This window comes from Pseudomonas sp. PA-1-6B (assembly GCF_021609545.1).
Taxonomy (GTDB): Bacteria; Pseudomonadota; Gammaproteobacteria; order Pseudomonadales; family Pseudomonadaceae; genus Aquipseudomonas; species Aquipseudomonas fluorescens_BV.
Window position 1 is genome coordinate 1 of sequence record NZ_WJZM01000048.1, and the last position, 23,864, is coordinate 23,864.

21 protein-coding genes are annotated in these 23,864 nt (G+C 60.3%); 12 read left to right on the forward strand and 9 right to left on the reverse strand.

Annotated elements, in window-relative coordinates; genetic code table 11:
* Nucleotides 1-671: MFS transporter (locus GIV35_RS20330; protein ID WP_329609911.1), on the forward strand; the 671-nt coding region annotated here is incomplete at its 5' end.
* 9 nt (nucleotides 672-680) lie between these two features.
* Here the strand turns inward: GIV35_RS20330 and GIV35_RS20335 are convergent.
* From GIV35_RS20335 to GIV35_RS20365, 7 genes are all read right to left on the reverse strand, one after another.
* Nucleotides 681-1,343, reverse strand: a complete 663-nt coding sequence (locus tag GIV35_RS20335; RefSeq protein WP_233475384.1) for a type III secretion effector protein — start codon at nucleotides 1,341-1,343, stop codon at nucleotides 681-683.
* Nucleotides 1,344-1,764: 421 nt separating this feature from the next.
* Nucleotides 1,765-2,013, reverse strand: coding sequence for a type III secretion protein (locus tag GIV35_RS20340; protein WP_229999849.1), 249 nt, complete (start codon nucleotides 2,011-2,013; stop codon nucleotides 1,765-1,767).
* A gap of 219 nt (nucleotides 2,014-2,232) precedes the next feature.
* Nucleotides 2,233-3,249 carry a type III secretion effector protein gene (locus GIV35_RS20345; protein WP_223024495.1) on the reverse strand — a complete coding sequence of 339 codons (1,017 nt, stop codon included), beginning with the start codon at nucleotides 3,247-3,249 and terminating at the stop codon, nucleotides 2,233-2,235.
* Between the two features lie 244 nt (nucleotides 3,250-3,493).
* Nucleotides 3,494-5,887, reverse strand: coding sequence for a TonB-dependent siderophore receptor (locus tag GIV35_RS20350; protein WP_223024494.1), 2,394 nt, complete (start codon nucleotides 5,885-5,887; stop codon nucleotides 3,494-3,496).
* 97 nt (nucleotides 5,888-5,984) lie between these two features.
* Nucleotides 5,985-6,935, reverse strand: coding sequence for a FecR family protein (locus tag GIV35_RS20355; protein WP_223024493.1), 951 nt, complete (start codon nucleotides 6,933-6,935; stop codon nucleotides 5,985-5,987).
* Nucleotides 6,936-6,961: 26 nt separating this feature from the next.
* Nucleotides 6,962-7,462 (reverse strand): sigma-70 family RNA polymerase sigma factor, encoded by a 501-nt coding sequence (locus GIV35_RS20360; RefSeq protein WP_054898227.1) that lies wholly within the window; start codon nucleotides 7,460-7,462, stop codon nucleotides 6,962-6,964.
* 78 nt (nucleotides 7,463-7,540) lie between these two features.
* A complete protein-coding gene (locus GIV35_RS20365; protein WP_200648084.1) occupies nucleotides 7,541-7,942 on the reverse strand; it encodes a c-type cytochrome in 402 nt (133 codons plus the stop codon).
* 146 nt (nucleotides 7,943-8,088) lie between these two features.
* Here GIV35_RS20365 and GIV35_RS20370 point away from each other — a divergent pair, with 146 nt between their 5' ends.
* From GIV35_RS20370 to GIV35_RS20380, 3 genes are read left to right on the forward strand one after another with little or no spacing between them, the layout of a single operon-like run.
* Entirely contained in the window at nucleotides 8,089-8,889 is an 801-nt protein-coding gene (locus GIV35_RS20370; protein WP_236265444.1) for a glucose 1-dehydrogenase, read from the forward strand.
* A complete protein-coding gene (locus GIV35_RS20375; RefSeq protein WP_236304262.1) occupies nucleotides 8,882-10,708 on the forward strand; it encodes a glycoside hydrolase family 15 protein in 1,827 nt (608 codons plus the stop codon). The genes GIV35_RS20370 and GIV35_RS20375 overlap by 8 nt, the downstream gene beginning before the upstream one ends.
* Nucleotides 10,696-11,607 (forward strand): alpha/beta fold hydrolase, encoded by a 912-nt coding sequence (locus GIV35_RS20380; protein ID WP_198716652.1) that lies wholly within the window; start codon nucleotides 10,696-10,698, stop codon nucleotides 11,605-11,607. The genes GIV35_RS20375 and GIV35_RS20380 overlap by 13 nt, the downstream gene beginning before the upstream one ends.
* Here the strand turns inward: GIV35_RS20380 and GIV35_RS20385 are convergent.
* Nucleotides 11,593-12,561, reverse strand: a complete 969-nt coding sequence (locus GIV35_RS20385) for a GlxA family transcriptional regulator (protein WP_236264952.1) — start codon at nucleotides 12,559-12,561, stop codon at nucleotides 11,593-11,595. The two genes, GIV35_RS20380 and GIV35_RS20385, sit on opposite strands and share 15 nt — an antisense overlap.
* Nucleotides 12,562-12,650: 89 nt before the next feature.
* Here GIV35_RS20385 and inhA point away from each other — a divergent pair, with 89 nt between their 5' ends.
* Nucleotides 12,651-13,331 (forward strand): isonitrile hydratase, encoded by a 681-nt coding sequence (inhA, locus tag GIV35_RS20390; RefSeq protein WP_213153806.1) that lies wholly within the window; start codon nucleotides 12,651-12,653, stop codon nucleotides 13,329-13,331.
* A 556-nt stretch (nucleotides 13,332-13,887) separates the two neighbouring features.
* Here inhA and GIV35_RS20395 read toward each other — a convergent pair.
* Nucleotides 13,888-14,517 (reverse strand): LysE family translocator, encoded by a 630-nt coding sequence (locus GIV35_RS20395; RefSeq protein WP_213153807.1) that lies wholly within the window; start codon nucleotides 14,515-14,517, stop codon nucleotides 13,888-13,890.
* A gap of 168 nt (nucleotides 14,518-14,685) precedes the next feature.
* Here GIV35_RS20395 and GIV35_RS20400 point away from each other — a divergent pair, with 168 nt between their 5' ends.
* From GIV35_RS20400 to GIV35_RS20430, 7 genes are all read left to right on the forward strand, one after another.
* Entirely contained in the window at nucleotides 14,686-15,201 is a 516-nt protein-coding gene (locus tag GIV35_RS20400) for a sigma-70 family RNA polymerase sigma factor (protein ID WP_034125829.1), read from the forward strand.
* Nucleotides 15,188-16,138 carry a FecR domain-containing protein gene (locus tag GIV35_RS20405; RefSeq protein WP_236264954.1) on the forward strand — a complete coding sequence of 317 codons (951 nt, stop codon included), beginning with the start codon at nucleotides 15,188-15,190 and terminating at the stop codon, nucleotides 16,136-16,138. The genes GIV35_RS20400 and GIV35_RS20405 overlap by 14 nt, the downstream gene beginning before the upstream one ends.
* A 104-nt stretch (nucleotides 16,139-16,242) precedes the next feature.
* Nucleotides 16,243-18,729: a TonB-dependent siderophore receptor gene (locus GIV35_RS20410; RefSeq protein ID WP_198716648.1), complete on the forward strand. Its 2,487-nt coding sequence runs from the start codon at nucleotides 16,243-16,245 to the stop codon at nucleotides 18,727-18,729.
* A gap of 427 nt (nucleotides 18,730-19,156) precedes the next feature.
* Entirely contained in the window at nucleotides 19,157-20,596 is a 1,440-nt protein-coding gene (locus GIV35_RS20415; protein ID WP_105226362.1) for an undecaprenyl-phosphate glucose phosphotransferase, read from the forward strand.
* A complete protein-coding gene (locus GIV35_RS20420; protein WP_198716647.1) occupies nucleotides 20,596-22,056 on the forward strand; it encodes a mannose-1-phosphate guanylyltransferase/mannose-6-phosphate isomerase in 1,461 nt (486 codons plus the stop codon). Before GIV35_RS20415 ends, GIV35_RS20420 begins: the two co-directional genes overlap by 1 nt.
* Complete coding sequence (locus GIV35_RS20425) at nucleotides 22,056-22,967, forward strand: glycosyltransferase family 2 protein (protein WP_105226360.1); 912 nt, start codon at nucleotides 22,056-22,058, stop codon at nucleotides 22,965-22,967. The genes GIV35_RS20420 and GIV35_RS20425 overlap by 1 nt, the downstream gene beginning before the upstream one ends.
* Nucleotides 22,968-22,973: 6 nt before the next feature.
* A complete protein-coding gene (locus tag GIV35_RS20430) occupies nucleotides 22,974-23,801 on the forward strand; it encodes a polysaccharide biosynthesis/export family protein (RefSeq protein ID WP_198716645.1) in 828 nt (275 codons plus the stop codon).
* The last annotated feature ends 63 nt before the right edge of the window (nucleotides 23,802-23,864 follow it).

Here is a 23,864-nt window from a genome sequence, read left to right on the forward strand (position 1 = left end):
TGCTGGGGCTGGGCCTGTCGCCATTGCAGGCGACTCTGGTGGTCGTCGTTATCACGGTGGCGGCGCTGTTGAAAGCCGCACCGCATTTGTTGCCTTATGGCAGCAAAAGCTCGGGACCGGCATTTGCAGTGCCCCATGGCGTGGTGTTGTTTATCGGTTGCCTGTGTTTCATCGTATTCCTGGCTGAAGGTGCCGTGCTGGATTGGAGTGCTGTGTTCCTCAGCGCCGAGCGCGGCCTGGATGAGGCTTACGCCGGCCTGGGGTACGCGGCATTTGCCTTGACCATGACTGCTGGACGCCTGACCGGCGATGCCATTGTTCGACGCCTGGGGCCCACTCGCGTAATCGTGCTCGGTGGCGCGCTGGCCTGTGCCGGCTTGCTCCTCGCGACCCTATTGCCAGCGTGGGAAACGGCGCTGCTCGGCTACGCGCTGGTGGGTGCAGGGTGTTCGAATATCGTACCGGTACTGTATACCGCCGTGGGTAAGCAAACGGTGATGCCAGAGCATATTGCAGTGCCTGCCATCACCACATTGGGCTACGCCGGGATTCTCGCCGGCCCCGCCATGATTGGCTTTATCGCCCATGGCAGCAGCTTGAGTACTGCGTTCATCCTGATCGCGGTATTGCTGGCTGCAGTAGCCATCAGTGGAAAAATCCTCAAGGTATAAGTCCAAGCTTCAACGCGCTTTGCGAGCATCGTCCTGCTCCCGCCAACGTTCGAGGCTTTTGTTGCTGAGCCAACCGTCCTTGTGAGGCGGGCCAAACAGTCGTGTGCCATTGGCTCGCTGTAATGACGACAGCAAACCCGGACGGTCAAGAATATTCTTCGCTGTGTAGACACTGAGCTCGCTGTATTGGGACCTGGGCATGCCTGTAGACGTATCCAGCACAGGCGCGCCGTGTTGATCTACCTCATACGGGTCTTGCATTACCGACCGAAGCTTGGCTATTTCAACGTACTGATGCGTTTCAAAGAGATAGGTTCGATCCATGGTCTCGTCTCGCAGGTGCGCAAACTGGCTTTGCAGCGCTTGCACCACCTGTGCATTGCTTTGAGCATGAAACGGATCCTGGCTGAAAACACTTGGAGAGCTGTTGCCCTGCAAGGTCTGGGCAGCAGTACGGAGGCTGTCACGTGTGATATCGCCATCACGGCTGAAGATAGCGTCGCTTAGCCGAGGCCGTTTGAGAATTTCTCTGACGACCTGGATCGCGTTGTCCAACACCTCGTTTTCACCCGTCGGTTGAGCAGCGATCCGCTGCATGGACGTCCAAGTCAAGCGCCCGTCATTCAGGAACGGGTGCACCACGCCGAAGGATTTTTCCAAGGCCTTTGCCAACTGGCTATCCTTTGTAGTCGCACTCGGCAGGGAACCACTGGCCCGCTCAACAGGGGAGTTCTGCAAGTCTCGATAGCGCAGAGCGGATAAGGTCCCACGCAAGAGAAAGGGTTTGTGCGAGCCTCCAGCCGAGGGCGCGGACGGGGCTTCATACCAGGTTTCAGATTGGCAGACCGGTGGTGGAGTGGTTGATTGTGCGGCCAGCCTGTCGGGAGGAAGCGGCCGGCCGGAAGGTACTGCACCCTTAATTGTCATGGGTTTTCTCCAACTCTTTTCAGATGCATATCCGCTGGGTGGTCTGTGCCGTGATGGGCAAAATCAACGAATAGACTCTCCTCAGGCAGGTACCTCATGTGTGGTTGGATGGGCTCGACAGTTCCGAGTAAAAGGCTAATACCAATGACAATATGTAAAACCGTGGTCAACCACCCTCATCCAGCTTTCGCCTACGCCACCAGCCTGCCAGGCTGTTGATCAAGCCGGTGTCTTTCAATGAATCGCCACCGGCCCCCGGCGTCTGCAACTCCGCCAGCAGGCCCCGGGAAAAATCATCCGAAACGGGCGCCTGGAATTTGCGCTCGCCGGCATAAGCCTTCATGCGCCGCGCCTCGGCCTCATATTCGGTCGACTCAAAGGGAAGACTTTGCGACGCTGCGCACTCCTCTGGCATTGCCAGACTCGCTTGCTGGGTGTTGTGCAAAAGGTCGAGAGGGCCAGGTTTGGGGGAATTAAACGAGGTTGAAGTCATATGTTTCCCTCATTCGAAAGCTGAAAAAACGGCATGCCAAATCACTACCGCAGGTACCACCTATGTGGCAACCGGGAATAATTCGTTCCTTGAAACATATAAAACTGGCGCCACCTCAAAAAGGTGGCGCCGCAAGAGCGGTCAGCGGGACAACGAGTACAACCCTCTACGGCTGATCTTCCCATCGCCGTATTTACTGAAGTGGTTATCCATTTTTTCGAGCACGTCACTGCGCGTGAGTATTTCCTGGGATAACTGAATCAGATGGTCCTTGGCTGCATCGCCACTGAGCGGCTTGCGCGCCCACTCTTTCAGCTCGCTGATTTTCAGGCTTGAGCCCCCGCTCCTTTTCTTCAACTCGTCGAAATGATCAAGCAGCTCACCGGCCAGTTCCTTGTCAGTCTTGTACTTGAAGTAGTTTTCTCCTTTGATCACCATATTCAGTTTTTGCCGGTCGATAAGACCATCCAGGGCGCCGGTGGAACTGTGCCGATCCATCGCTGCCATCAGTTCCGGGCGTCGTAGCAGCTCATTGGCCAGGCGGATGTTCTCGTTCATGACGGGGTTAGGTGACCACCCTCTTTTCGCCATCGCAAGAATGCTGTCAACGCTGACGTAGCCAGGCTTCTTCGGGTCTCTGAAGGCATTGAAGCTGTCGAGCAGTTGTTGGGCCAACTCTTCGCGGTTCTTCAACGCGTACTGCGGATCCGGCCTGCCGGGGGCGGGCGGACACGGTCGACCTGCGGTGGGGTCCGGTCGTGGTGGAGGATTGCTCTCAATAGGATTCGGTCTGGGGGGCGGGTTGCTGCAGCCTGGGTTCGGCCTTGGCGGCCGATGTTCACAACCAGGATGCGTGGGCGGCCGATGTCCGCTGAAGCAATGACCGACCCACTGCTTGAATTGGCTCAGCAAACTCTGCGCCCCCTGCGGGCTGTGGTGACGCCCATGCGCGTCAGCCGCGGTGGTCGGCACCTGAGGACTACCAAATACCGGCCCATCCTTGTTCTCCCTGGATTGGAAATTAACATGGGCAGCATTCTGGCCATTGAAAGAACGCGCAGCCGCAGCCTCGTTAGCGACTTTGATGTCGACCTTGGCCGGTGGAAGGTCAGACGTTGCTGAAGCAGAGACGGGTGTATCCAACATCGATACCGACATAAGTTTCTCCATGACAGTGGGCGATTTTCAGCTTGTCGCTCCAACGCAATGTCGAAGCCCATCAGCTTTCCCATGTGTGGTTTTGCGTCGGAATCAGTTCCTGATCCAGCAACAATATGTGATCAAGGTGTAGGAACGCTTGGATAGCGGCGATCTTCTCGCGATGAATGGGCGGTGCCCCTGGCCCCGGGCCAAAAAAAAATCGCGACCTTTGAGATCGCGATTTTTCTTCATCGGCTAAAGCTCAAAACCCTACGCTTGCCTGTAGGAAGAACGTGCGAGGCTCACCCAGGTACAACCCTGCATTGTTGTCGCTAGAGCGTGTGTAATGCTGCTGGTCGAAGACATTCTTCACGCCCACGCCCAGTTTCAGGTTCGACAGTTGCGCGCCAAAGTCGTAGCCGCTGCGCAGGTTGACCGAGACATACCCGGGGATATCACCGTATTGGCCATCAGCAGAGCCTTGGGTGATATAGGTGGTGCCGGTGCCGGGCGCACGCTGGCCGGACTGGGCATAGACGTCCAGGTTGTGGGTCCAGTGGTTGACATCGTAACGCAGGCCCAGGGTCGCCACTTGGCGGGAATACAGTGGCAGGTCACGGCCCTTGAACGGTACATCACCTTCGGAGGTGGCCTTGGTGTAGGTGAAGCCCGCGTTGGCGGTCAGGCCGTCGAGGCGCGGGTCGAGGTTGGACAGGTCGTAATGGGCTGATGCTTCGATGCCGCTGTGCTTGGTGGCGCCGAGGTTGGTCCAGCCCACGTCATTGCTGACGTATTGCAGTTCATCCGAGAAGTCGATGTAGAACAGCGTCACTTCGCCGCCCCAGATGCTGTCGTTGTAGCGCGTACCGACCTCGTAGGTCTTGGCCTTTTCCGGGTTCAGGCCGTTGGCCGTCTGGTCGCCGGTACCGCCCTGGCCGAGTTGGAAATACTGCAGGCTGCCGAAGGAGGTTTCGTAGTTGGCGAACAGTTTCCAGGCGTCAGACACGTGGTACATCACGCTCAGTGCCGGCAGCGGTTCGTTGTTGTGGACCTCGCGGCGTTTTTCCTCGGTACGCTTGCCGTTCAGGGCAACGACCGGGCGGTCATGCCATTCGGTACGGATATCTTCAAAGCGAATGCCCGGGGTGATGGTCCATTTGCCAATATCGATTTTGTTATCGATATAGAAGGCGTTGGCTTCAGTGCCCCCCGTGCGGTCCTGATACACGTGACCGTCGCTCTGCCCGCCCGGCGTCGGTACGTTGTTGACCAGGTTCAGGCTGGTGGCCTCCTCGTGCATGCCTTCTTTGAGGTAGCGATAACCCACACTGACTTCCTGGGTACTGGGCCCCAGGTCAAACACATGGGACACACGCGGCTCGATGCCGAAGGTGTAGTAGGTGCGCGGGTAGGAGCTGAGGGTCTTGAGATCGCGGTTGGCAATGTTGCTGCCACGGAAACTGTCGGAATAGTAAGTCAGCACTTCGGCCTGGGTGCGGTCGTCGATCTGGCGGATGTACTTGAACGACACGTCCTTGCGGCGCCCGCTGAAGTTGTCCCAGTCACGCACCGATTGGTACGGGTTGGCATCGAACTGCTTCTGGGTCAGGCCGCCGGGCATAGCGGCGCTGGCATCGTAATAGTGGAAGTTCAGCGAGAAATCGTCTTGATCGGTCGGCGCCCAGTGGGTTTTGAAGATCACATCATCGATGTCGTTGCCGTTGTTGCTGTTTCGGTAACCGTTGCCGTTGACCCCGGAGTACAGCAGCGCGGCACCGATACCGTTGTCGGCCGTGCCGCCGATGAAGGCATTCTCTACGTGCTTCCAGCCACCGTGGGCAGACGTTTGCAGGGTGGTGCCGACTTCCCCGGAGAAGTCTTGCGGGATCGCACGGGTTACGAAGTTGATCACGCCGCCGACGTTCTGTGGCCCATAACGCACTGAACCCGCACCGCGGACAACGTCGATACTTTCCAGGTTACCGGCAGAAATCGGCGCCATCGACAGCTGTGGCTGGCCATAGGGAGCGAACGCAGCCGGTACGCCGTCAATCAGCACGGTGGAGCGCGGTGACAGGCGCGAGGTCAGGCCGCGTACGCCGACGTTGAGGGAAATATCACTGCCACCGGTGCCGTTGGATTCCTGCACTTGCACGCCAGGCACGCGGCGCAGGACGTCACCGATGTTCATCGCGCCCTGCTCTACCATGGCTTCGCGTCGAATGACGGTGCGTGCGCCGGGATGGTTCTGCACCACTTCGGCATCGGCGTCGGCAAGCCAGTCGCCCACCACCTTGATATCGGTGACCCCCAGTTCCAGCGGTGAGCCCGCTTCACCGGTGCCGCGGCTCACCGGACGCAAGGTCACGGAGCCGGCGTCGATCTGGTAATCCAGGCCACTGCCTTGCAGTAATTGCCGCAGGGCTTGTTCGGGCGAGAGGTTGCCATCGACCGCAGGAGCTTGCTTGCCGGCAACCATATCGGGGCTGAAGAACACTTGCAGCGAGGTCTGCTGGCCCAATTGGCTCAAGGCTGCGCCGAGGGATTGCGCACGAATGTGGATACCCTCGGCAGCCTGTGCGGTACTGATGGCAACGGCCAGGGCCAAGGGCGCCCAGCGGGAAATTTTATTGTTGTGGGGGGCAAGTTTTTTCACGTCGAACCTAGTCCTGTGATCGCAAGCATGCGCGGCCGTTAATGCAAACCAGTTGCAGTTGCAGGAGAAGACGAAGAACTCGAAAAAAACCTGAATGTCAGCGCGAAATAATTTCCTGGCTACCGTCCGGCAAAGTGCGCAAGGCGACCGGCAGGATGTGAGGCAAGGCCTTGAGCAAGGCATCGGTATCGCTGGAGTTGAAGACACTGGTCAAGCGCAGATTGCCCACCGCTGCCGTACCGACACGCAGCGGTTGCTCGCGGTAGCGCGACACTTCCCGTGCCACGTCGACCAGGGTGGCGTTGTTGAACACCAGTTTACCGTTGCGCCACGCGGTCAGTTCTTCAGGGTTCACCGCGTAGGCCGCCGCCACTTGGCCTTGGGGATCGACATGGGTGCCACGCCCGGCGGTGAGCGTGACGATGTGATCGGATGCCCGGCCCTGCACCTTGACCGTGCCGGCTTCGACCGCCACGCGGGTCTGGTCCGCCTCCCGACGTACATCAAAGCGCGTGCCGGTGACGGTCACCTGCCCTGCCCCGGCTGCGACTACAAACGGGCGCCCGGCGTCATGCTGCACGCTGAACATCGCCTCGCCCTGCTTGAGCTCCACGCCCCGACGGCCCTTTTCGTAGTGAACCGCGACCACGCTGCGGCTGTTGAGGTCCATCACGGAACCGTCAGGCAAGGTCACCTGACGATGTTCGCCTAACCGCGTGCTGAATTCGGCATTGTAGGGCTTTGGCTGCCCCAGCCCGCTGTACGCACCCAGGCCCACTGCAACGGCGACCACACTGGCGGCCACGGCATAACGCAGCAGCGCACGCCGTCCAAGGCGCTCGGTCGGCGCATCGCCCAGCGCCTGCAAGCGGGCCTTGGGCAGCAAATCCGTCGCACTCCATAGCCCTTGCAGCACATCGATTTCGTACTGATGCGCGGGCTGCGACCTGCGCCAGGCATCGAAACATTGACGTTCCTGGGCGCTCAATGGGCCGTCTTGCAGGCGTACAAACCACTGCGCGGCCTCATCACGGACACGGTTATCCATCGTGGAAGATCCTGTTTCAAAGCCGGTCATGGCGCGCTCGCATCCAGACGATCACGCAGATGCCGCAGGGTGCGGATCATATACTTTTCCACCATGTTTTTAGACAGCCCCAGGCGTGTGGCGATTTCCTGCTGGGTGAGCCCTTCGATCTTTTGCCAGATGAAAATCCTGCGACAGTTGAGCGGCAACTCGGCCAGCGCCCGCTCGATGGCGTCGGCCAACTGGATGGCATGCATGTAATGCTCCGGGTCGCTACTGTGAGGCGTGCTGTGATCAGCCGCCTGCAACGTCAACGCCTCGCGGCGGTCTTCGCGGCGGTAGGCATCCACCGCAATATTGCGCGCGGTTTGATGCAGGTAAGCGCGCGGTTGCGCCACCTCGCAGGCAGCGGACTCAAGCACCCGCACGAAGGTGTCGTGCGCCAGGTCTTCGGCTTGCTGACGGTTTCTCAGGCGGCGCGTCCAGGTGCCGATCAACTCTTCGTAGTGCTCGAAAAAGCCTGTTCTGCGGGGCGGCTGAGGAGTCATCGCGAGAGCACTGGGGAGGCGGGGCGTGAATAGTAATGCTTCCTATTAAGCAGGGCAATTGCAGCTCATCGCCCCCCACTATTTGTTTGAAATGATCTCACTCATGTATTGATGCAAATCGCGAAAGTCTTTAACGCTCCAGGCATGTGGCGCGATCTTTACGCCATTGTCTTGCAGCGTCTTGGGGATCAGGTTGCCATTGGGGCGAAGGATGACCGAGGAGACGATAACGCCCGGATAATCATGGAGTCGTTTCTTGAAGGTGGCAGTTGTCAGGTCGGGGGTTGGCGGATTACTTTTTTTTGCCAATGGGCCCGTGCCTTTGATATCGGGCCCGTGGCACACAGCACAGCGCTGTAGATACAGCGCTTTACCATTGCTGTTTTCCGCGACGCACAAGGCTGTCTGAGCCAGTGATAAAGCGGCCACTACGCCGCTGAGTAATAGTTTCATCCATCGGGTATCGGCCCACGCATGCATTCCATCGCTTCCTGTATTGCCCTTTGTTTTCAGCATCATACGATAAAGTCGCGCTTTGCCCGAGTTGGGCGTAAGCGCCAGGGGGTGAACTTCCGCTCCCAGCCGCCAGTCAGCAAGAAGGACTCTCATAAAACGGTGGGTGGGCGATGCAGATTTCCTTGCAGCAACAAGTGGCCCTGGTCACCGGGGCCAGTTCCGGCATTGGCGCGGGCGCGGCCAAAGCCCTGGCCGCGGCAGGCGCGGCGGTGGTGCTCAACTACAACTCCCAGGCGGCACCGGCTGAGGCCCTCGCCGCGCAGATCAATGCCAACGGCGGCCGAGCGCTTGCGATTGGCGGCGATGTGTCCAAGGAGGCCGATGTCGAACGCCTGTTCGAGCAAACCCTCGACGCCTTCGGCCATCTGGATATTCTGGTGGCCAACTCCGGCCTGCAAAAAGACGCCAATCTGGTCGATATGACCCTTGAGGATTGGAACACGGTGATTGGCGTCAACCTCACCGGGCAGTTCCTCTGCGCGCGCGCGGCGGTGCGTATCTTCAATCACCAGGGTATTCGCGAAGGTGTGTCACGAGCCGCCGGCAAAATCATCCATATGAGTTCGGTGCATCAAGTCATCCCCTGGGCCGGGCATGTGAATTACGCCGCGTCCAAGGGCGGCGTGGAGATGCTGATGCGCACCCTCGCCCAGGAAGTCAGCGAACAGCGCATCCGTATCAACGGTATCGCACCGGGGGCGATTCGTACGGCGATCAACCGTGCGACCACCGAAGGCGCGGCAGAAAAAGAGCTGCTTGAATTGATTCCTTATGGCCGCGTCGGTGATGTGGAGGATGTGGCCAATGCGGTGGTTTGGCTGGCCAGCGATGCCTCTGATTATGTGGTTGGCAGCACCTTGTTCATCGATGGCGGTATGAGCCTCTACCCGGAGTTCCGTGGCAATGGTTGATTTCAAGAACGAACCTCAAAGCGCCATTGATGCCCACGGGATCATTGGCGACATGCGCAGCGCGGCACTGGTGAACGACCGCGGTAGCATCGACTTCTTCTGCTGGCCGGAATTCGACAGCCCTTCGGTGTTTTGCGCACTGCTCGACACGCCCGAGGCCGGCACGTTCCAGCTTACCCCGGACCTACCCAACGCCCGCCGCGAGCAGATCTACCTGCCCGACACCAATGTGCTGCAGACTCGCTGGCTGAGCGATGAAGCGGTGGTGGAGATCACCGACCTGCTGACCGTCAGCGAAAACGTCGATGAACTGCCCTTGCTGATCAGGCGGGTACGGGTGGTCAGTGGCAAGGCGACTATCCACCTGAGCTGCGCCGTGCGCCACGACTATGCCCGGGCCCCCACCGAGGCGAAGGCCGAGGCTGCCAGCGTGGTGTTCACCGCCAGCGGCCAGCCCGGCATGCGCCTGATTGGCAGCCAGCCGCTGACCCTCCAAGGCAATACCGCCATCGCCACCTTTACCCTCGCCCAGGATGAAGGCGCCGAATTTGTCCTCGGTGGCCAGGAGGATGCGCGCGTCACCAACGACTGTACCGACCTCTACCTGGAGCGCACCTTGAAGTTCTGGCGCGGTTGGATCAGCCAGTCCAACTATCGCGGACGCTGGCGCGAGATGGTCAACCGCTCGGCCCTGGCGCTGAAACTCCTGACCTCGCGCAAACACGGCGCCATCATCGCCGCGGCCACGTTCGGGCTGCCGGAAACGCCCGGCGGCGAACGCAACTGGGACTACCGCTATACCTGGATCCGCGATGCCTCGTTCACCGTCTATGCGTTCATGCGCCTGGGTTTCGTCGAGGAAGCCAACGCCTATATGCGCTGGCTCAGGGGCCGGGTCAGCGACTGCTGCGGCCAGCCGACCAAGATCAACATCCTGTACGGCATCGACGGTCGCCAGGAACTGCCGGAAACCACCCTCGACCACTTGAGCGGCCACGGCGGCGCCCAACCGGTGCGGGTGGGCAACGAAGCGTTCGACCAGATCCAGCTGGATATCTACGGCGAACTGATGGACGCGGTTTATCTGGTCAACAAGTACGGCGAAGCCATCTCCCACCAAGGCTGGAAACACACGGTGGAAGTGGTCGACCAAGTGTGTGAGATCTGGAACCACAAAGACGTGGGCATCTGGGAAATGCGCGGTGAGCAGCACCACTTCCTGCACTCACGCCTGATGTGCTGGGTGGCCCTGGACCGTGCCATTCGCCTGGCCTCCAAACGTTCGCTGCCGGCCCCGTTCGCACGCTGGGACCAGACGCGCCAGGCGATCTACGCCGACATCTGGACTAACTTCTGGAACGAAGAACGCGGGCATTTTGTGCAGCATATCGGCAGCACCGCCCTCGACGGCTCGATGCTGTTGATGCCGCTGGTGCGCTTTGTCGCCGCCACGGACCCGCGCTGGCTCACGACACTGGAAGCGATCCAGAAAAGCCTGGTGCGCGACGGCATGGTCTACCGCTACCGCAATGACGACAGCCAGATCGATGGGCTGCAAGGCGTCGAAGGCGCGTTTGCCGCCTGTTCGTTCTGGTACGTCGAATGCCTCGCGCGCGCCGGGCAAGTCGAAAAAGCCCATCTGGAATTCGAACAGTTGCTGCGTTACGCCAACCCGCTGGGGTTGTACGCCGAAGAGTTCGACAGCCAGGCCCGGCACCTGGGCAACACGCCCCAGGCCTTGAGCCACTTGGCATTGATCAGTGCGGCAACGTTCCTGGACCGCAAACTCAGCGGGGAGAAAACCGTATGGCAACCCTGACGTCCCCCGCCCCGCTGCTGTATGTGCGCACAACCCTGCTTGATGTGGCTTACGAAACCCACGGCCCCCTCGATGGCGAACCGGTGATCCTGTTGCATGGCTTCCCCTACGACCCACGGGGCTACGACGACATCGCGCCGGTGCTGGCTGAACGTGGTTATCGGGTATTGGTCCCGTATTTACGCGGTTATGGCCCGACGCGATTTATCAACACGCAAGTGATGCGCTCTGGCCAACAGGCAGCGCTGGCCAAGGACTTGCTCGACTTCATGGATGCGTTGTCGATCCCGCAAGCCACCCTCGCCGGCTTTGACTGGGGTGGGCGCGCCGCCTGTATTGTAGCGGCGCTATGGCCGCAGCGGGTGCGCGGCCTGGTGACCGGCGATGGCTACAACATCCAGGCCATCAGCCAGTCGCTCAAGCCCAGGCCACCTGAGACAGAGCACCGGCTCTGGTATCAGTACTACTTTCACACCCAGCGCGGGGTCGACGGGTTGACGGCCAACCGGCGTGAACTCTGCCAATTGCTCTGGACGCTGTGGTCACCGTCCTGGGCCGAAGGGCCAAGCCGCTACGCCCTGACCGCGCCGTCGTTTGATAACCCGGATTTTGTCGAGGTGGTGATTCACTCCTATCGCCATCGCTTCATGTATGCGCCGGGTGATCCCGCGCTGGAATACATCGAGCAGGCGCTGGTGCCGCAACCGCCGATATCAGTACCGAGCATTTCGCTGTGCGGGGCCGACGATGGCGTGGGCCCACCGTCGCTGGAGGATGATGACGTGGAGCACTTCAGCGGTTTTTATCGCCGCCAGGTGTTGCCCGGCGTGGGTCATAACGTTTTCCAGGAAGCGCCTCAGGTCACGCTTCAAGCTTTGCTGGAACTACTGGAGCGGTGAAAAACGCTCTCGATAAGCCTGGGGCGTCACCGACAAAGCCCTTAGAAAGCTGCGGCGCAAAGTCTCTTCACAGCCAAAACCACATTGCATGGCGATACGCTTGATGGAGGTTGTGCTATCTGCCAGTTGCCGGCGTGCGTTTTCGACGCGAATCAGTTCCACAGCCCGCGCCGGGGTTTGGCCAGTCTCGGTGCGGTAGTGGCGTACAAAGCTGCGCTCGCTCATGCCAGCCTGGGCCGCCAGGGTGGCGATGCTCAGATCCAGCGTCAGGTGATCGGCGATCCAGGCATGCAGCTCGGCAAAACGGCTGTCGCTCTTTTGCAGGGATAACGTCACGCTGAATTGCGACTGACCGCCAGGGCGCTTGAGGAACACCACCAAGTGGCGCGCCACCTCCAGGGCAATCTCACGCCCCAGGTCATCCTCTACCAGGGCCAGGCACAGGTCGATCCCGGCAGTCACACCAGCAGACGTCCACACCGCACCTTGCTGGATGAAAATCGGATTGGCCTCCACCGTGAGCGCAGGGAACTTGCGCGCCAGTTCTTCACAGCGCGTCCAGTGCGTGGCCACGCGGCAGCCATCGAGCAAACCACTGGCGGCCAGCAGAAAAGCCCCGGTGCAAACCGAAGCCATGCGCCGGGTGTAATGGGATTTATCGCGCACCCATTGCACCAGCGCCGGGTCCTCGGCAGCGCCGTACACGCCCCAGCCACCGGCGATCACCAGGGTGTCGCAGGGCTGGTCAATGGCGGGCAGCGGCTCAGCCAGCAGCGCCAGGCCGGAGGACGTCATCACCGGCTCAGCCTGAGCGGCGATGACGTTGACCGCGTAGGGCAATGGCAAACCATGCTGGCGCGCCAAATCGTTAGCCGATGCGAATACCTGTAGAGGCCCGGTGACATCGAGTACCTGGGCATTCTCAAACGCGAGTACATGAATAATTTTAGGCATGATTGGCGAGATTAGTGGGCTCAATGGCGTATTCGCCAAAGCCTAGGCTTCTACAGTGAGCACGTCCATTCCTTTTCGGAGCTTGAATCATGACCTTGCAGATCGGCTTTCTGTTGTTCCCCGGCATCCAGCAACTGGACCTTACCGGCCCCTATGATGTCCTCGGTTCGATGCCAGACGTGAAGCTGCACCTGGTGTGGAAAGACCTCGCGCCGATCACCTCCAGCACTGGCCTGGTGTTCACGCCGACCATGACCTACGCCGACTGCCCGAACCTGGATGTGCTTTGCGTACCCGGCGGCGCGGGTGTGGGCCCATTGATGGAAGACCCGCAAACCCTGGACTTCCTCAAGGCCCAGGCCCAGACAGTGCGCTACATGACCTCGGTGTGCACCGGCTCACTGGTACTGGGCGCGGCAGGGTTGCTGCGCGGTCGCAAGGCCACCACCCATTGGGCCTACCACCACCTGCTCGCCCCGCTCGGTGCCATCCCCGTACAGGAACGTGTGGTGCGTGATGGCAACCTGTTTACCGGCGGCGGGATCACCGCCGGCATCGATTTTGCCCTGACTTTGGCCGCGGAGTTGTACAGCGAAGCGGCGGCGCAACTGGTGCAACTGCAGATCGAATACGCGCCGGCCCCACCGTTTGACTCAGGCCACCCGGAGACAGCGCCCCGGCATGTGCTGGAGGAAGCCAACAAGCGCACGGTGGAGTCACGCAAAGTGCGCGGGGAGATTGTTGCGCGGGCGGCTGCGCGGTTGGGGTGAATTTGGATTTCTCACGTCCGGTCGCTGAATTTGCAGCGACTGGGAAGGTCCGTGGGAATGAACCGGTTTCAACGCTTGAACGTGAGGTAAGTCCTAGACCGCTGTACGAAACTCCTTTTGATTATTTCGGTGCTCAACGGCCGTCCAGCTGTAGCCGACAGTAATCACGATGCGAAGCGAGTCGCTCTTGATCTTGGGCGCCCCGTTAAACCACGCTGGCCGAACGCAAGCGAGGTGCCGAGTGGCGGGGCAAGAGCGTTTTGCTTACTTTTGCGCTTTTTTTCAAAAGTGAGCCGCTGTCAGAGCGGAACCCTAGGTGGCCGTTACCGCAGGAATGGATATGTACACGGTATAGCTGTGTCGACTGTCAGGCCGCCTTCGCGAGCAAGCCCGCTCTCACAATTGGATCGTGGAGTGTCAGGTAGAGAAGCGTCGGCTGTCAGGCCGTAATCGCAGGCAAGCCAGCTCCCACATTTGGATTATGGGGTGTCAGGTAGATGAGCATCGGCTGTCGGGCACTCGCCACAAAGAAACTTGCTTGGCTTCCCGCGTGGCTTCAGGCAGGACGTGACATCACCGCCAAGCGCACAGCCAACGCCATCAGCACGGCCGCCAAGCCCCATTTCTGCAGCCAGGCGCTTTTTGTGCGTTTGGCGAAAAAGCGGCTGAGCGCTCCGCCAAACAGGCCCAACAGCAGATGAAACACGCTCGCGATCAACGTCAACACACCGCCCAGCACCATCAATTGCAAGGCGATAGGCCCCGCCTCGGGCCGCACAAACTGCGGCAGGAACACCATGAAAAACAACAACGCCTTGGGGTTGAGCAAGCTGTTGAGCATGGCCTGCAGAAACACTCGGCCCAACGCCACGCGGCCGACGTGAGCGGTGCCCAGGCCGGGGCGTTTCTGCAAGGTTTTGAAGACCAGCCACAGCAGGTAAATCACGCCGGCATAACGGATCAGATCGAATGCCGGTGGCCAACTGGCGACCAACGCCGTCACCCCCATGGCGGTCAACGCTGTCAGCAACAGGTCGGCCACGCCAATGCCCAGGGCCGAGGCCACGCCGCCGCGCCAGCCATGGGTGACGCCCTGACTGATGACAAACGCCATGTTCGGCCCCGGTGACAGCAACAACAGCAACACAGCGCCGGAAAAAACACCGAGTGTGACAAGGCTGATCATGGTTGAACCGTCCGCTGGAAAAAATCCAGATTAATCGGCGTTTGCAGGCCCTACAAAAAATTGTGCTGGATACATTGCTCACGCAGCGAACCGAGTGATTGCTGAATGCCACGACCAACGTCTAGAATGCGAAACATTATCAATTAAGCCTGCTGCGCCAGGATGACCATGTCGAGCGATCACCCACTGGACCCTGCTGCCATCGGCCAGCTTTACCAAGCCCACCATTCCTGGCTGCGCGGCTGGTTGAGCCGGCGCACGGGCTGCCATGAGCGCGCCGCTGACCTCGCGCAGGACACCTTCGTGCGCCTGCTCAACGCGCGTCAGCAACAGACTTTGCAGCAGCCGCGCGCGTATCTGAGCAGCATCGCGCGCAGCTTGATGATCGACCAATACCGGCGCCGCGAACTGGAACGCGCCTACCTGGAGAGCCTGGCGCACTTCCCGCAAGTAGAGGTGCCGAGCGAAGAAACAAAGCGGCTGATCCTCGACAGCCTGGAGCGCATTGACCGTTTGCTCGACCAGCTCAAGCCGCGGGTACGCGAGGCGTTCCTGTTGGCCCAGTTGGACGGCCTGACCTGCCCGCAGATCGCCTTGCGCCTGGGCGTGTCCAAGGCCACGGTGGAACGCGATCTGTCCAAGGCGCTGCACGCCTGTTACCGGTTGCGCTATGCCGACTCCTGACTCGCACCTGGTCGACCAGGCCATCCAGTGGATGATCAAGCTGCGCTACAACACCGCCGACGACGCCAGCACCGCGGCCTTTGACCAGTGGCTGCACACCAGCGAGGCGCATCAACAAGCCTGGCAACGGGTCGCCACCCTGAATGACGATTTCAACCACTTGCCGGCGCATGTCAGTCGCCATGCACTCGACGGCGCACGCCAGCACATCAGCCGTCGTGAAAGCCTGAAACTGCTCGGGCTGTTTGCCGGCGCCGCAGGTTTAGCCTGGCTGGGCCGCGACTACACGCCCCTGCCCGCCTTGATGGCGGACTACCGCACCGCCACTGGCGAGCGGCGCTGGGTAACGTTGGAGGATGGCAGTAAAGTCCAGCTCAACAGCGCCAGTGCCGTCGACATTACCTCCAGCGCCGAACAACGGCTGGTGAACCTGCGCCAGGGTGAAATATTGATCAATACCGGCGCCGACCACCGCCCGCTATGGGTGCATACCCGCGACGGTTACCTGCGCGCCCTCGGCACGCGCTTGCTGGTGCGCGAAGAACCCCAAGGCACCCTGCTGGCCGTGCAACAGGGTGCGGTGGCGGTGTTTGCCGATCGCCATGACAGCGCCGCACGCCAGGTGATCAAGCCCGGGGAACAGGTGATGTTCAACCGCAGCGGCATTAGCCCTTCCCCCAACAACGGCCTGGACCCCTGGGCCTGGAGTGACGGCGTGATCAGCGCCCACAACATGCGCCTGGACGACTTCCTGGCCGAGCTGGGCCGCTATCGCAATGGGTTGGTACGTTGCAGCGAAGCCGTGGCAGGGTTGCGGGTTTCGGGCACTTACCAACTGGACGACACCGACCAGGTGCTCAAGTTGGTGGCTCAATCGCTAGCGATTGATGTGACCTACCGCAGCCGCTACTGGGTGACAGTCTCCGCTCGGGTATGACCGGCCAAAAATAAATGAGGTGAATTCTCATTGCCATTCGACCTGTAAGGAAAGGCCGATCAACAGGCCGGTTTGTCCACTTCCTTCAGGAGCATCCCGCGGTCATGCAAGCGTTCCCCTCACTGCGTTTACCTCTCAGGCACGCCATCAAGGCGACCCTCCTCGGCGCGTGCCTGGCGGCCAGTACCCTGCCGTATAGCGCAGGTGCCCAGCCACCCGGCGGCGAACGCCAGGCGCGCACTTGGAATATCGCCCCCGGCCCACTGGCCGGCGCCCTTGATCAATTTGCGCGGCAGGCCGGTATCAGCGTGTCGTATGACGCCGGCAGCGTAGCCGGCAAAAGCAGTGCTGGGCTGAGCGGCGCTCTGGAAACACAACAGGCCCTGAGCCGACTGCTTCAAGGCCAGGGCTTGCAAGCTCAAAGCCAGGGTCCGAACGCTTGGTTACTGTTGCCCCAACAGGCCGCCAACTCGACCCTGAACCTGGGCGCCACCACCATTACCGGCGAACGCCTGGGCGCTACTACCGAAGGCAGCGGCTCCTACACCACCGGCGCGGTGACCATCGGCAAGGGCGAACACAGCCTGCGACAAACGCCGCAATCGGTGAGCGTGATGACCCGCAAACTCATGGATGACCAGAACATCACCACCATCGACCAATTGCTGGAGCGCACCCCGGGGATCACCAGCTACGAATCGCCCATGGGCGGCAAGTATTTCTACTCCCGGGGCTTCAAGATGCTCGGCCAGTACCAGTTCGATGGAGTACCGCTGGACATTGGCAAGGACTACATACAGGCCGACAGTTTCAGCGCGAACATGGCGATCTATGATCGGGTAGAAGTCCTCAAAGGCGCTGCTGGCATGCTCAAGGGTGCCGGCACGGCCAGTGGTGCGGTGAACTTCGTGCGCAAGCGGCCCCAGGACAAGCCCACCACCAGCCTTGGCCTATCGGCGGGCACCTGGGATAACTACCACGCCGAGTTCGACACCGGCGGCCCGTTGAACGACAGCGGCACGGTGCGTGGCCGTGCATCGGTCAGCCAACAGAATCGCGGCTCCTACATGGACCTTGCAAAGCGCCAGGACCAGGCGTTTTACGCGGCCCTGGACATGGATATCAGCCCTGACACCACTTTAGGCTTCGGTGCCAGCTATGAGGATGTCGATTCCACGCCGTGCTGGAGTGGCCTGCCGCGTTACCGCGACGGCAAAAGCCTCGGTCTGAGCCGCTCCACCTGCCTGGGCCAAGCCTGGAACGACTGGCAAAGCCAGCGCACCACGCTGTTCGCCGATGTGACTCACCACTTCAATGACGCCTGGAAACTCAAAGTCAGCGCCGTACACAGCCGCAACCTGCAAGACATCAAATACGCTGCCAGCGAAAGCACCGTGGACTATGGCAACCCGGCCCCCACCCTCACCAGCTACGCAGCATTGCTGGACTACGACCACAAAGACTACGGCCTGGATGCCTATATCGATGGTCAATTTGAAGCCTTTGGCCTGCAACATGAGTTGATCCTCGGCGCCAATGGCAGTCGTGGTACCCAAGACGATGTCTATGCGATCCGCAACCTGCCCCAGCGCCAAAGCGTTTTCAACCCCAATCACCACTTCCCGGAACCTGCCGACGATACCTTCTGGCCCAACATGTACCGTGGCGGCACCGTCAACGAAACCGCCACCCAATACGGCGCTTACGCCACCTTGCGCCTGCGTCTGGCCGAGCCTCTGATGCTGGTTCTGGGCAGTCGCGTGAGCTGGTACGAAAACCGCCGCAAATCCCTGAACCTGGCGTGGGGCGAGTGGGCCGACCAGGACGCACGCACCAAGGAAACCGGGGTGGTCACGCCGTTTGCCGCGTTGATCTATGACCTCAATGACAACCTCTCGGTGTACACCAGCTACGCCGATATCTTCCAGCCACAAAGCTCCTACGCCACGGTCAGCGGTTCGGCCCTCAAGCCGAAAATGGGGGAGAACTATGAGTTGGGCATCAAGGGCGAATGGTTTGACGGGCGCCTGAACAGCTCCCTGGCGGTGTTTCGCGCCATCGAAAAAAACGCCGCCCAAACCGATTTCGAGACCCGCTGCGGTAGCTCCTCCGACGGCTACTGCTACACCGACACGGGCAAAGTTCGCGCCCAAGGGGTCGAGGCCGAGCTGAGCGGCGAATTGCTTGAACGCCTGCAAGTGTTCGGCGGCTATACCTACACGCAAACCAAAAACCTGAAGAACATCGACAGCGCAGCCGAAGGCGCGGTGTCCAACACCTACGTACCACGGCATATGCTGCGCTTGTGGGGCGACTACCAGTTGGACGGTGCGCTCTCGAAATGGACAGTCGGCGCTGGGGTCAACGCCCAGAGCAGCAACTACCGCTTGCAAACCATCAAGCTGGAACAGGCCGGATATGCGTTGTGGAATGCGCGCCTGGCGTATCAGGTGGACGACACCTGGACGGTGGCGCTCAACGGCAACAACCTGTTCGATAAAAACTACTACCAGACCGTGGGTACAGCAGGCTGGGGTAATCTCTACGGGGAGCCGCGTAACCTTACGCTGAGCCTCAAAGGCAACTTCTAAGCGCTGCCCCTCTCCTCCACCAGAGCCGGTACGCCGGCCCTGGTTCGCTGTGCCCCTTCCTCATGCACCGCCATCAAAAAGCTTTTCGTCGCTGGCAGGCAAATCCCTACGTTTATTCCTACACTCCAAAAAGCCATCATCGATTCTCGATTATTCTGAAATACCCACCACACACGTCAACAAACCGTCATAACATGGAGGCCTTGAGAGGAACATCAAATAAAAAGGACAAAAAGCCAAATCATTGACACAAATCCTCAAAGGAGCCACTATTTAGCCATCACCCAGTAAATGCCTGCGCGTAGACAGACATTACGGATTACCCAGCAACAGAAGTCGTTCGATTTGCACCACTTGTAAAGCACACATGCCTTATGGATGAGCAGACGAATAGGAACGTTCTGGTGGTGTATTGAGGATCTGATTTATGCGCGGTAAGTCGTCGGTTGATAGCCTGTTTTTAACTCGCACCGGTTTCGTTGAGTTTTTTGTCGTTTTCGTAAAACTGCTTCACGGGCTGACCGCAATCTCGCCGGCGATCATCCTGCTGTTCTACCCGGATCCCGTCGCTGAGCACATGCGCGCTCACTATCTGGGCCTGCTGGCGTTCTTTGCGATCCTGACCATTATTTTGTTCCAGGCCTTGGGGGTTTACTCCGATGACCTGTTCAGCAATCGCCTGCGTTTTCGTGTGATGCTGGTGGCCTGGGTCTCGGCATTTTGCATCCTGTTGTTCATGTACCAGATCCTGCTTCTGTTCCCGCAGTTGAGCCCTCGCAACCTGGCGTTCTGGTTTTGCGCGAGCCTGTTGCTGTTTGGCCTGGAGCGGATACTGATGCTGCGCCTGTATCGCCATTTGATGGACAACGGCAAATTCCTCCAGCGCACCGTGATCCTGGGCTTTACCGATACGGCCGTGCATGTGGCTGAACACCTGTCGCGCAACAGTGATATCCGCTCCGGCCTCATCGGTTTTATCGACGACCGTACCGAGCGTATTCCCAAAGAACTGAGCCGCTTGCCGTTGCTGGGCAATACCCGCGACCTGGAAAAGCTGATCCGCTCCGAACAGGTCAACCAGGTGATGATCACCCTGCCCTGGGCCGCCGAGCAGCGCATCAATGGGCTGGTCAAACGCCTGCGGCAGATGTCGGTGAACGTCATGTTGGTGCCGGACATGGCCGCCTTGCGCTACGGCCATAACCGTATCACCGATGTGGGCGGCATCCTGATGTTCAACACCTCGCAGTTGCCACTGCGCGGCTGGTCGCCCTTTATCAAGCGTTGCGAAGACCTGCTGCTGGCCAGCATCGGTCTGTTGCTGCTGTCGCCGGTGATGCTGGTGACCGCCATCGCGATCAAACTCGATTCCAAGGGCCCGGTGCTGTTTCGCCAGAAGCGCTTTGGCTACAACGACAACCTGATCCGCGTGTTCAAGTTCCGCTCGATGTACGTCGAGCAGACCGACCTCAACGCCGAAAACCAGACCACGCGCCAGGACCCGCGCATCACCCGGGTGGGAAGGATCATCCGCAAGACCAGCATCGATGAGCTGCCACAACTGTTCAACGTGCTGCTGGGCAATATGTCGATGGTCGGCCCGCGCCCTCACGCCACGGCCACCAAGGCCGCCGGGATTCCTTTCGAGGAGGCGGTCAGCGAATACAGTTCGCGCCATCGGGTCAAGCCTGGCATTACCGGCTGGGCGCAGATCAACGGTTACCGCGGCGAGACCGATACGCTGTTCAAGATTCAGAAGCGGGTCGAGTACGACCTTGAATACATCGCCAAATGGTCCGTGTGGCTGGACCTTTACATCGTTTTCATGACGGTCCCGGCCGTTCTTTCCACCAAGGAAGTCTATTGATGAACCCACTTAACGGATTGATTCCCTGCATCATCTCCGGTGGTTCGGGTACGCGGCTGTGGCCGGTTTCGCGACAGAACATGCCCAAGCCCTTCATGCGTATGCGCGACGACCAGAGCCTGTTGCAGAAGACCTTCCTGCGGGCCAGTCACTTGCCGGGCGTCGACAGCATCCTGACCGTGACCAACCGCGACCTGCTGTTTCGCACCCTGGACGACTACCGAGCGGTGAACACCCAGCGCCTGGGCCTCGACCTGCTGCTGGAGCCGTTTGGCCGCAACACCGCCGCCGCCATCGCCGTGGCCGCCTTGCACGTGCAAGAGCATTTTGGCGCAGACGCGCAGTTGCTGGTGATGCCGGCCGATCATCTGGTCCTCGATGAAGGCGCCTTTGCCCAGGCGGTGGAAAAAGCCCGCGCACTGGCCGAGGCCGGTTACCTGGTGACCTTTGGCATCCAGCCTGACCGAGCAGAAACCGGCTTTGGCTATATCGAACAAGGGCCGGCACTGGGCGCTGGGTTTCGAGTGCAGCGCTTTGTCGAAAAGCCCGACCTGGCCACCGCCCAAGGCTACCTGGACGGCGGCAAGCACCTGTGGAACGGCGGCATGTTCTGCTTCAAGGCAGCCACCCTGCTGGAAGAATTGGCCAGCCACGCCCCGGCGGTTCTAGAGGCGGCCAAGGCTGCACTGGAGCACAGCCAGAGCCTGCAAAACAGCAGCAGTCGCCAACGCGAACTGAGCCCTGAAGGTTTCGCCAGCGCGCCGGATATCTCCATTGATGTGGCGCTGATGGAAAAATCCGCCCAGGTGGCGGTCGTGCCCTGCGACATAGGCTGGAGCGATATCGGCTCCTGGGAAGCCCTGCGCCAACTCACGCCCAGTGACGACAATGGCAACCAGGTCAATGGCGAGGCAATCCTGCACGACGTGCAAAATTGCTATATCGACTCGCCCAAACGAGTACTCGGTGCAGTGGGTGTGCGCGACCTGATCATCGTCGACACCCCGGATGCCCTGCTGATTGCCGACGCCCATCGCAGCCAGGACGTGCGGCATATCGTTGCCGAACTCAAGCGCCAGAATCACCCGGCGTTCAGCCTGCATCGCACCGTCACCCGCCCGTGGGGCACCTACACGGTGCTGGAAGAAAGCACGCGGTTCAAAATCAAGCGCATCGTGGTCAAGCCCAAAGGTTCGCTATCCCTGCAGATGCACCATCACCGCAGCGAGCATTGGGTGGTGGTCAGCGGCGCAGCGATGATCACCAATGGCGAGCGCGAGATCCTGCTCAACATGAACGAGTCCACCTACATTCCCGCCGGGCACAAACACCGCCTGACCAACCCCGGCATCATCGACCTGGTGATGATCGAGGTACAGAGCGGTGAGTACCTGGGTGAAGACGACATCGTGCGCTATGACGACATCTACGGCCGCGCGCCGGTTGAAGTGAAGCCCTGATGCGTACGTCATTGATCATCCCCACCCGCAACGCGGCCAGCCATCTGGATCGCCTGTTGCCAGCGCTGCGCATGCAAACCTTGCAACCCGACGAAATGCTGGTGGTCGACAGCGCATCGAGCGATGCCACCGTGGCGCGCTTTCGCGAGTTCGGCGCCCGCGTGGAGCGGATCGATGCGCGTGATTTCAACCACGGAGGTACCCGGCGCTGGGCCAGTGAACAGGTGGGCGGCGACGCCTTGATCGTCATGACCCAGGACGCGATCCCCGCCACCGCCGAGACCTTCGCCAACCTGATCAGCGAGCTGCAACTGGAGCCGCTCAATGGCGTGGCCTATGGACGGCAGCTGCCGCACCCCGGTGCCGGCGTGCTCGGCGCGCAGTCGCGGCATTTCAATTACCCGGCGGCCAGCCGCACTAAGCGCCTGGACGATGCAGCGCAACTAGGCATCAAGACCTGCTTCAGCTCCGACTCATTTTCGGTGTACCGACGCAGCGCCCTGAGCGCGGTGGGCGGTTTCCCCCAGGATGTGATTGGCAGTGAAGACGCCTATGTAGCCGCGCGCATGCTGCTGGCCGGCTACCAGGTGCGCTACGCCGCGAGTGCGCAGGTTTATCACTCCCACGATTACCGCTTGCTGGAAGAGTTTCGCCGCTACTTCGATATCGGTGTGTTCTACGGCCGCGAGCCGTGGATTCGCCAGGCGTTTGGCGACGCCGGCGGCGAAGGCAAACGTTATGTGCTGGCCGAACTGCACGCATTGCGCGAGGCCAACGCGCTGTACCGCGCCCCCGAAGTGGTGGTGCGCAGTGCCTTTAAATTGCTGGGTTACCGCCTCGGCCACCTTGAACGCCACCTGCCCAACGCGCTTAAACGGCGCCTGGGCATGTTTTCCACCTACTGGACTTGAGCCGTCATGAAGACTATCAACCGACGTTCCCGTCTTACCCTGCTCGGCCTCTTGAGCGCCTCAATCTGGCTGGCTGGCTGTTCGACCCCCGCGCGGGTGCCGCTTCCTGACAACGATACGCTCAAGGCAGGTCATCAAGCGGCACTGACCCTGGCCGACCTGCCGCCGCCGCAGGTGCTGATCCAGAGCGGCGACTCGCTGCGTATCGTGCGTGATGCCCAGGAACCGGCGGCAGCCGATGACATGACCGTATTCGTGGTGCGCCCCGACGGCGTGATCTCGGTGCCCAATATTGGCCGGGTCAAGGCGGCCTTGCGCACGCCCGAAGACCTGGGCAAGGAAATCACCGAGAAGTACAAGCGCATTTACCGCGAACCTGCGGTGACGGTGAACATCGCCAGCGCACCGAGCAACAAGGTGTTTATCGGCGGTGCGGTGCCTAACCCGGCATTTTTCGACCTGGCCGGCAACGTCAGCGTCGAGCAGGCACTGCTCAGTTCCGGTGGTGTATTGCCCTCGGCGGATGCCTCCAACGTGGCCTTGCTGCGCACCGGGCCAGATGGCAAGTACAAGACGTACTTCATCAGCCTGGAGAGCATGCTGACCAACCCCAATCAGCCGCGCGTGGCCTTGCAGCGCGGCGACTTGATCTTTGTGCCGCAGTCGGGCATCGGCGCGACGGTGGAGGCTGTGGATATGTATTTCACAAAGCTGTTTCCGATCAACAAAGGGATTGGCATTGGCTTGAATTATGACCTGAACAAGAGCGACGTGAAAAACAGCGGCAACACCATCTACAACAACCCAACCATCAACGCAGGCCAAGGATTATGAAACGGGCTTCGTATCACTCGAACCAAGCGTTCCCGCCTTTCGTAAACCCCATATGCAATGGAG

What these genes read in the sequence shown, in the direction of transcription:
- GIV35_RS20340 (WP_229999849.1), bottom strand. Translation starts at nt 2,013, where the DNA reads ATGCCAGAGGAGTGCGCAGCGTCGCAAAGTCTTCCCTTTGAGTCGACC.
- GIV35_RS20345 (WP_223024495.1), bottom strand. Translation starts at nt 3,249, where the DNA reads ATGTCGGTATCGATGTTGGATACACCCGTCTCTGCTTCAGCAACGTCT.
- GIV35_RS20355 (WP_223024493.1), bottom strand. Translation starts at nt 6,935, where the DNA reads ATGGATAACCGTGTCCGTGATGAGGCCGCGCAGTGGTTTGTACGCCTG.
- GIV35_RS20360 (WP_054898227.1), bottom strand. Translation starts at nt 7,462, where the DNA reads ATGACTCCTCAGCCGCCCCGCAGAACAGGCTTTTTCGAGCACTACGAA.
- GIV35_RS20365 (WP_200648084.1), bottom strand. Translation starts at nt 7,942, where the DNA reads ATGCATGCGTGGGCCGATACCCGATGGATGAAACTATTACTCAGCGGC.
- GIV35_RS20370 (WP_236265444.1), top strand. Translation starts at nt 8,089, where the DNA reads ATGCAGATTTCCTTGCAGCAACAAGTGGCCCTGGTCACCGGGGCCAGT.
- GIV35_RS20375 (WP_236304262.1), top strand. Translation starts at nt 8,882, where the DNA reads ATGGTTGATTTCAAGAACGAACCTCAAAGCGCCATTGATGCCCACGGG.
- GIV35_RS20380 (WP_198716652.1), top strand. Translation starts at nt 10,696, where the DNA reads ATGGCAACCCTGACGTCCCCCGCCCCGCTGCTGTATGTGCGCACAACC.
- GIV35_RS20385 (WP_236264952.1), bottom strand. Translation starts at nt 12,561, where the DNA reads ATGCCTAAAATTATTCATGTACTCGCGTTTGAGAATGCCCAGGTACTC.
- inhA (WP_213153806.1), top strand. Translation starts at nt 12,651, where the DNA reads ATGACCTTGCAGATCGGCTTTCTGTTGTTCCCCGGCATCCAGCAACTG.
- GIV35_RS20395 (WP_213153807.1), bottom strand. Translation starts at nt 14,517, where the DNA reads ATGATCAGCCTTGTCACACTCGGTGTTTTTTCCGGCGCTGTGTTGCTG.
- GIV35_RS20400 (WP_034125829.1), top strand. Translation starts at nt 14,686, where the DNA reads ATGTCGAGCGATCACCCACTGGACCCTGCTGCCATCGGCCAGCTTTAC.
- GIV35_RS20405 (WP_236264954.1), top strand. Translation starts at nt 15,188, where the DNA reads ATGCCGACTCCTGACTCGCACCTGGTCGACCAGGCCATCCAGTGGATG.
- GIV35_RS20410 (WP_198716648.1), top strand. Translation starts at nt 16,243, where the DNA reads ATGCAAGCGTTCCCCTCACTGCGTTTACCTCTCAGGCACGCCATCAAG.
- GIV35_RS20415 (WP_105226362.1), top strand. Translation starts at nt 19,157, where the DNA reads ATGCGCGGTAAGTCGTCGGTTGATAGCCTGTTTTTAACTCGCACCGGT.
- GIV35_RS20420 (WP_198716647.1), top strand. Translation starts at nt 20,596, where the DNA reads ATGAACCCACTTAACGGATTGATTCCCTGCATCATCTCCGGTGGTTCG.
- GIV35_RS20425 (WP_105226360.1), top strand. Translation starts at nt 22,056, where the DNA reads ATGCGTACGTCATTGATCATCCCCACCCGCAACGCGGCCAGCCATCTG.
- GIV35_RS20430 (WP_198716645.1), top strand. Translation starts at nt 22,974, where the DNA reads ATGAAGACTATCAACCGACGTTCCCGTCTTACCCTGCTCGGCCTCTTG.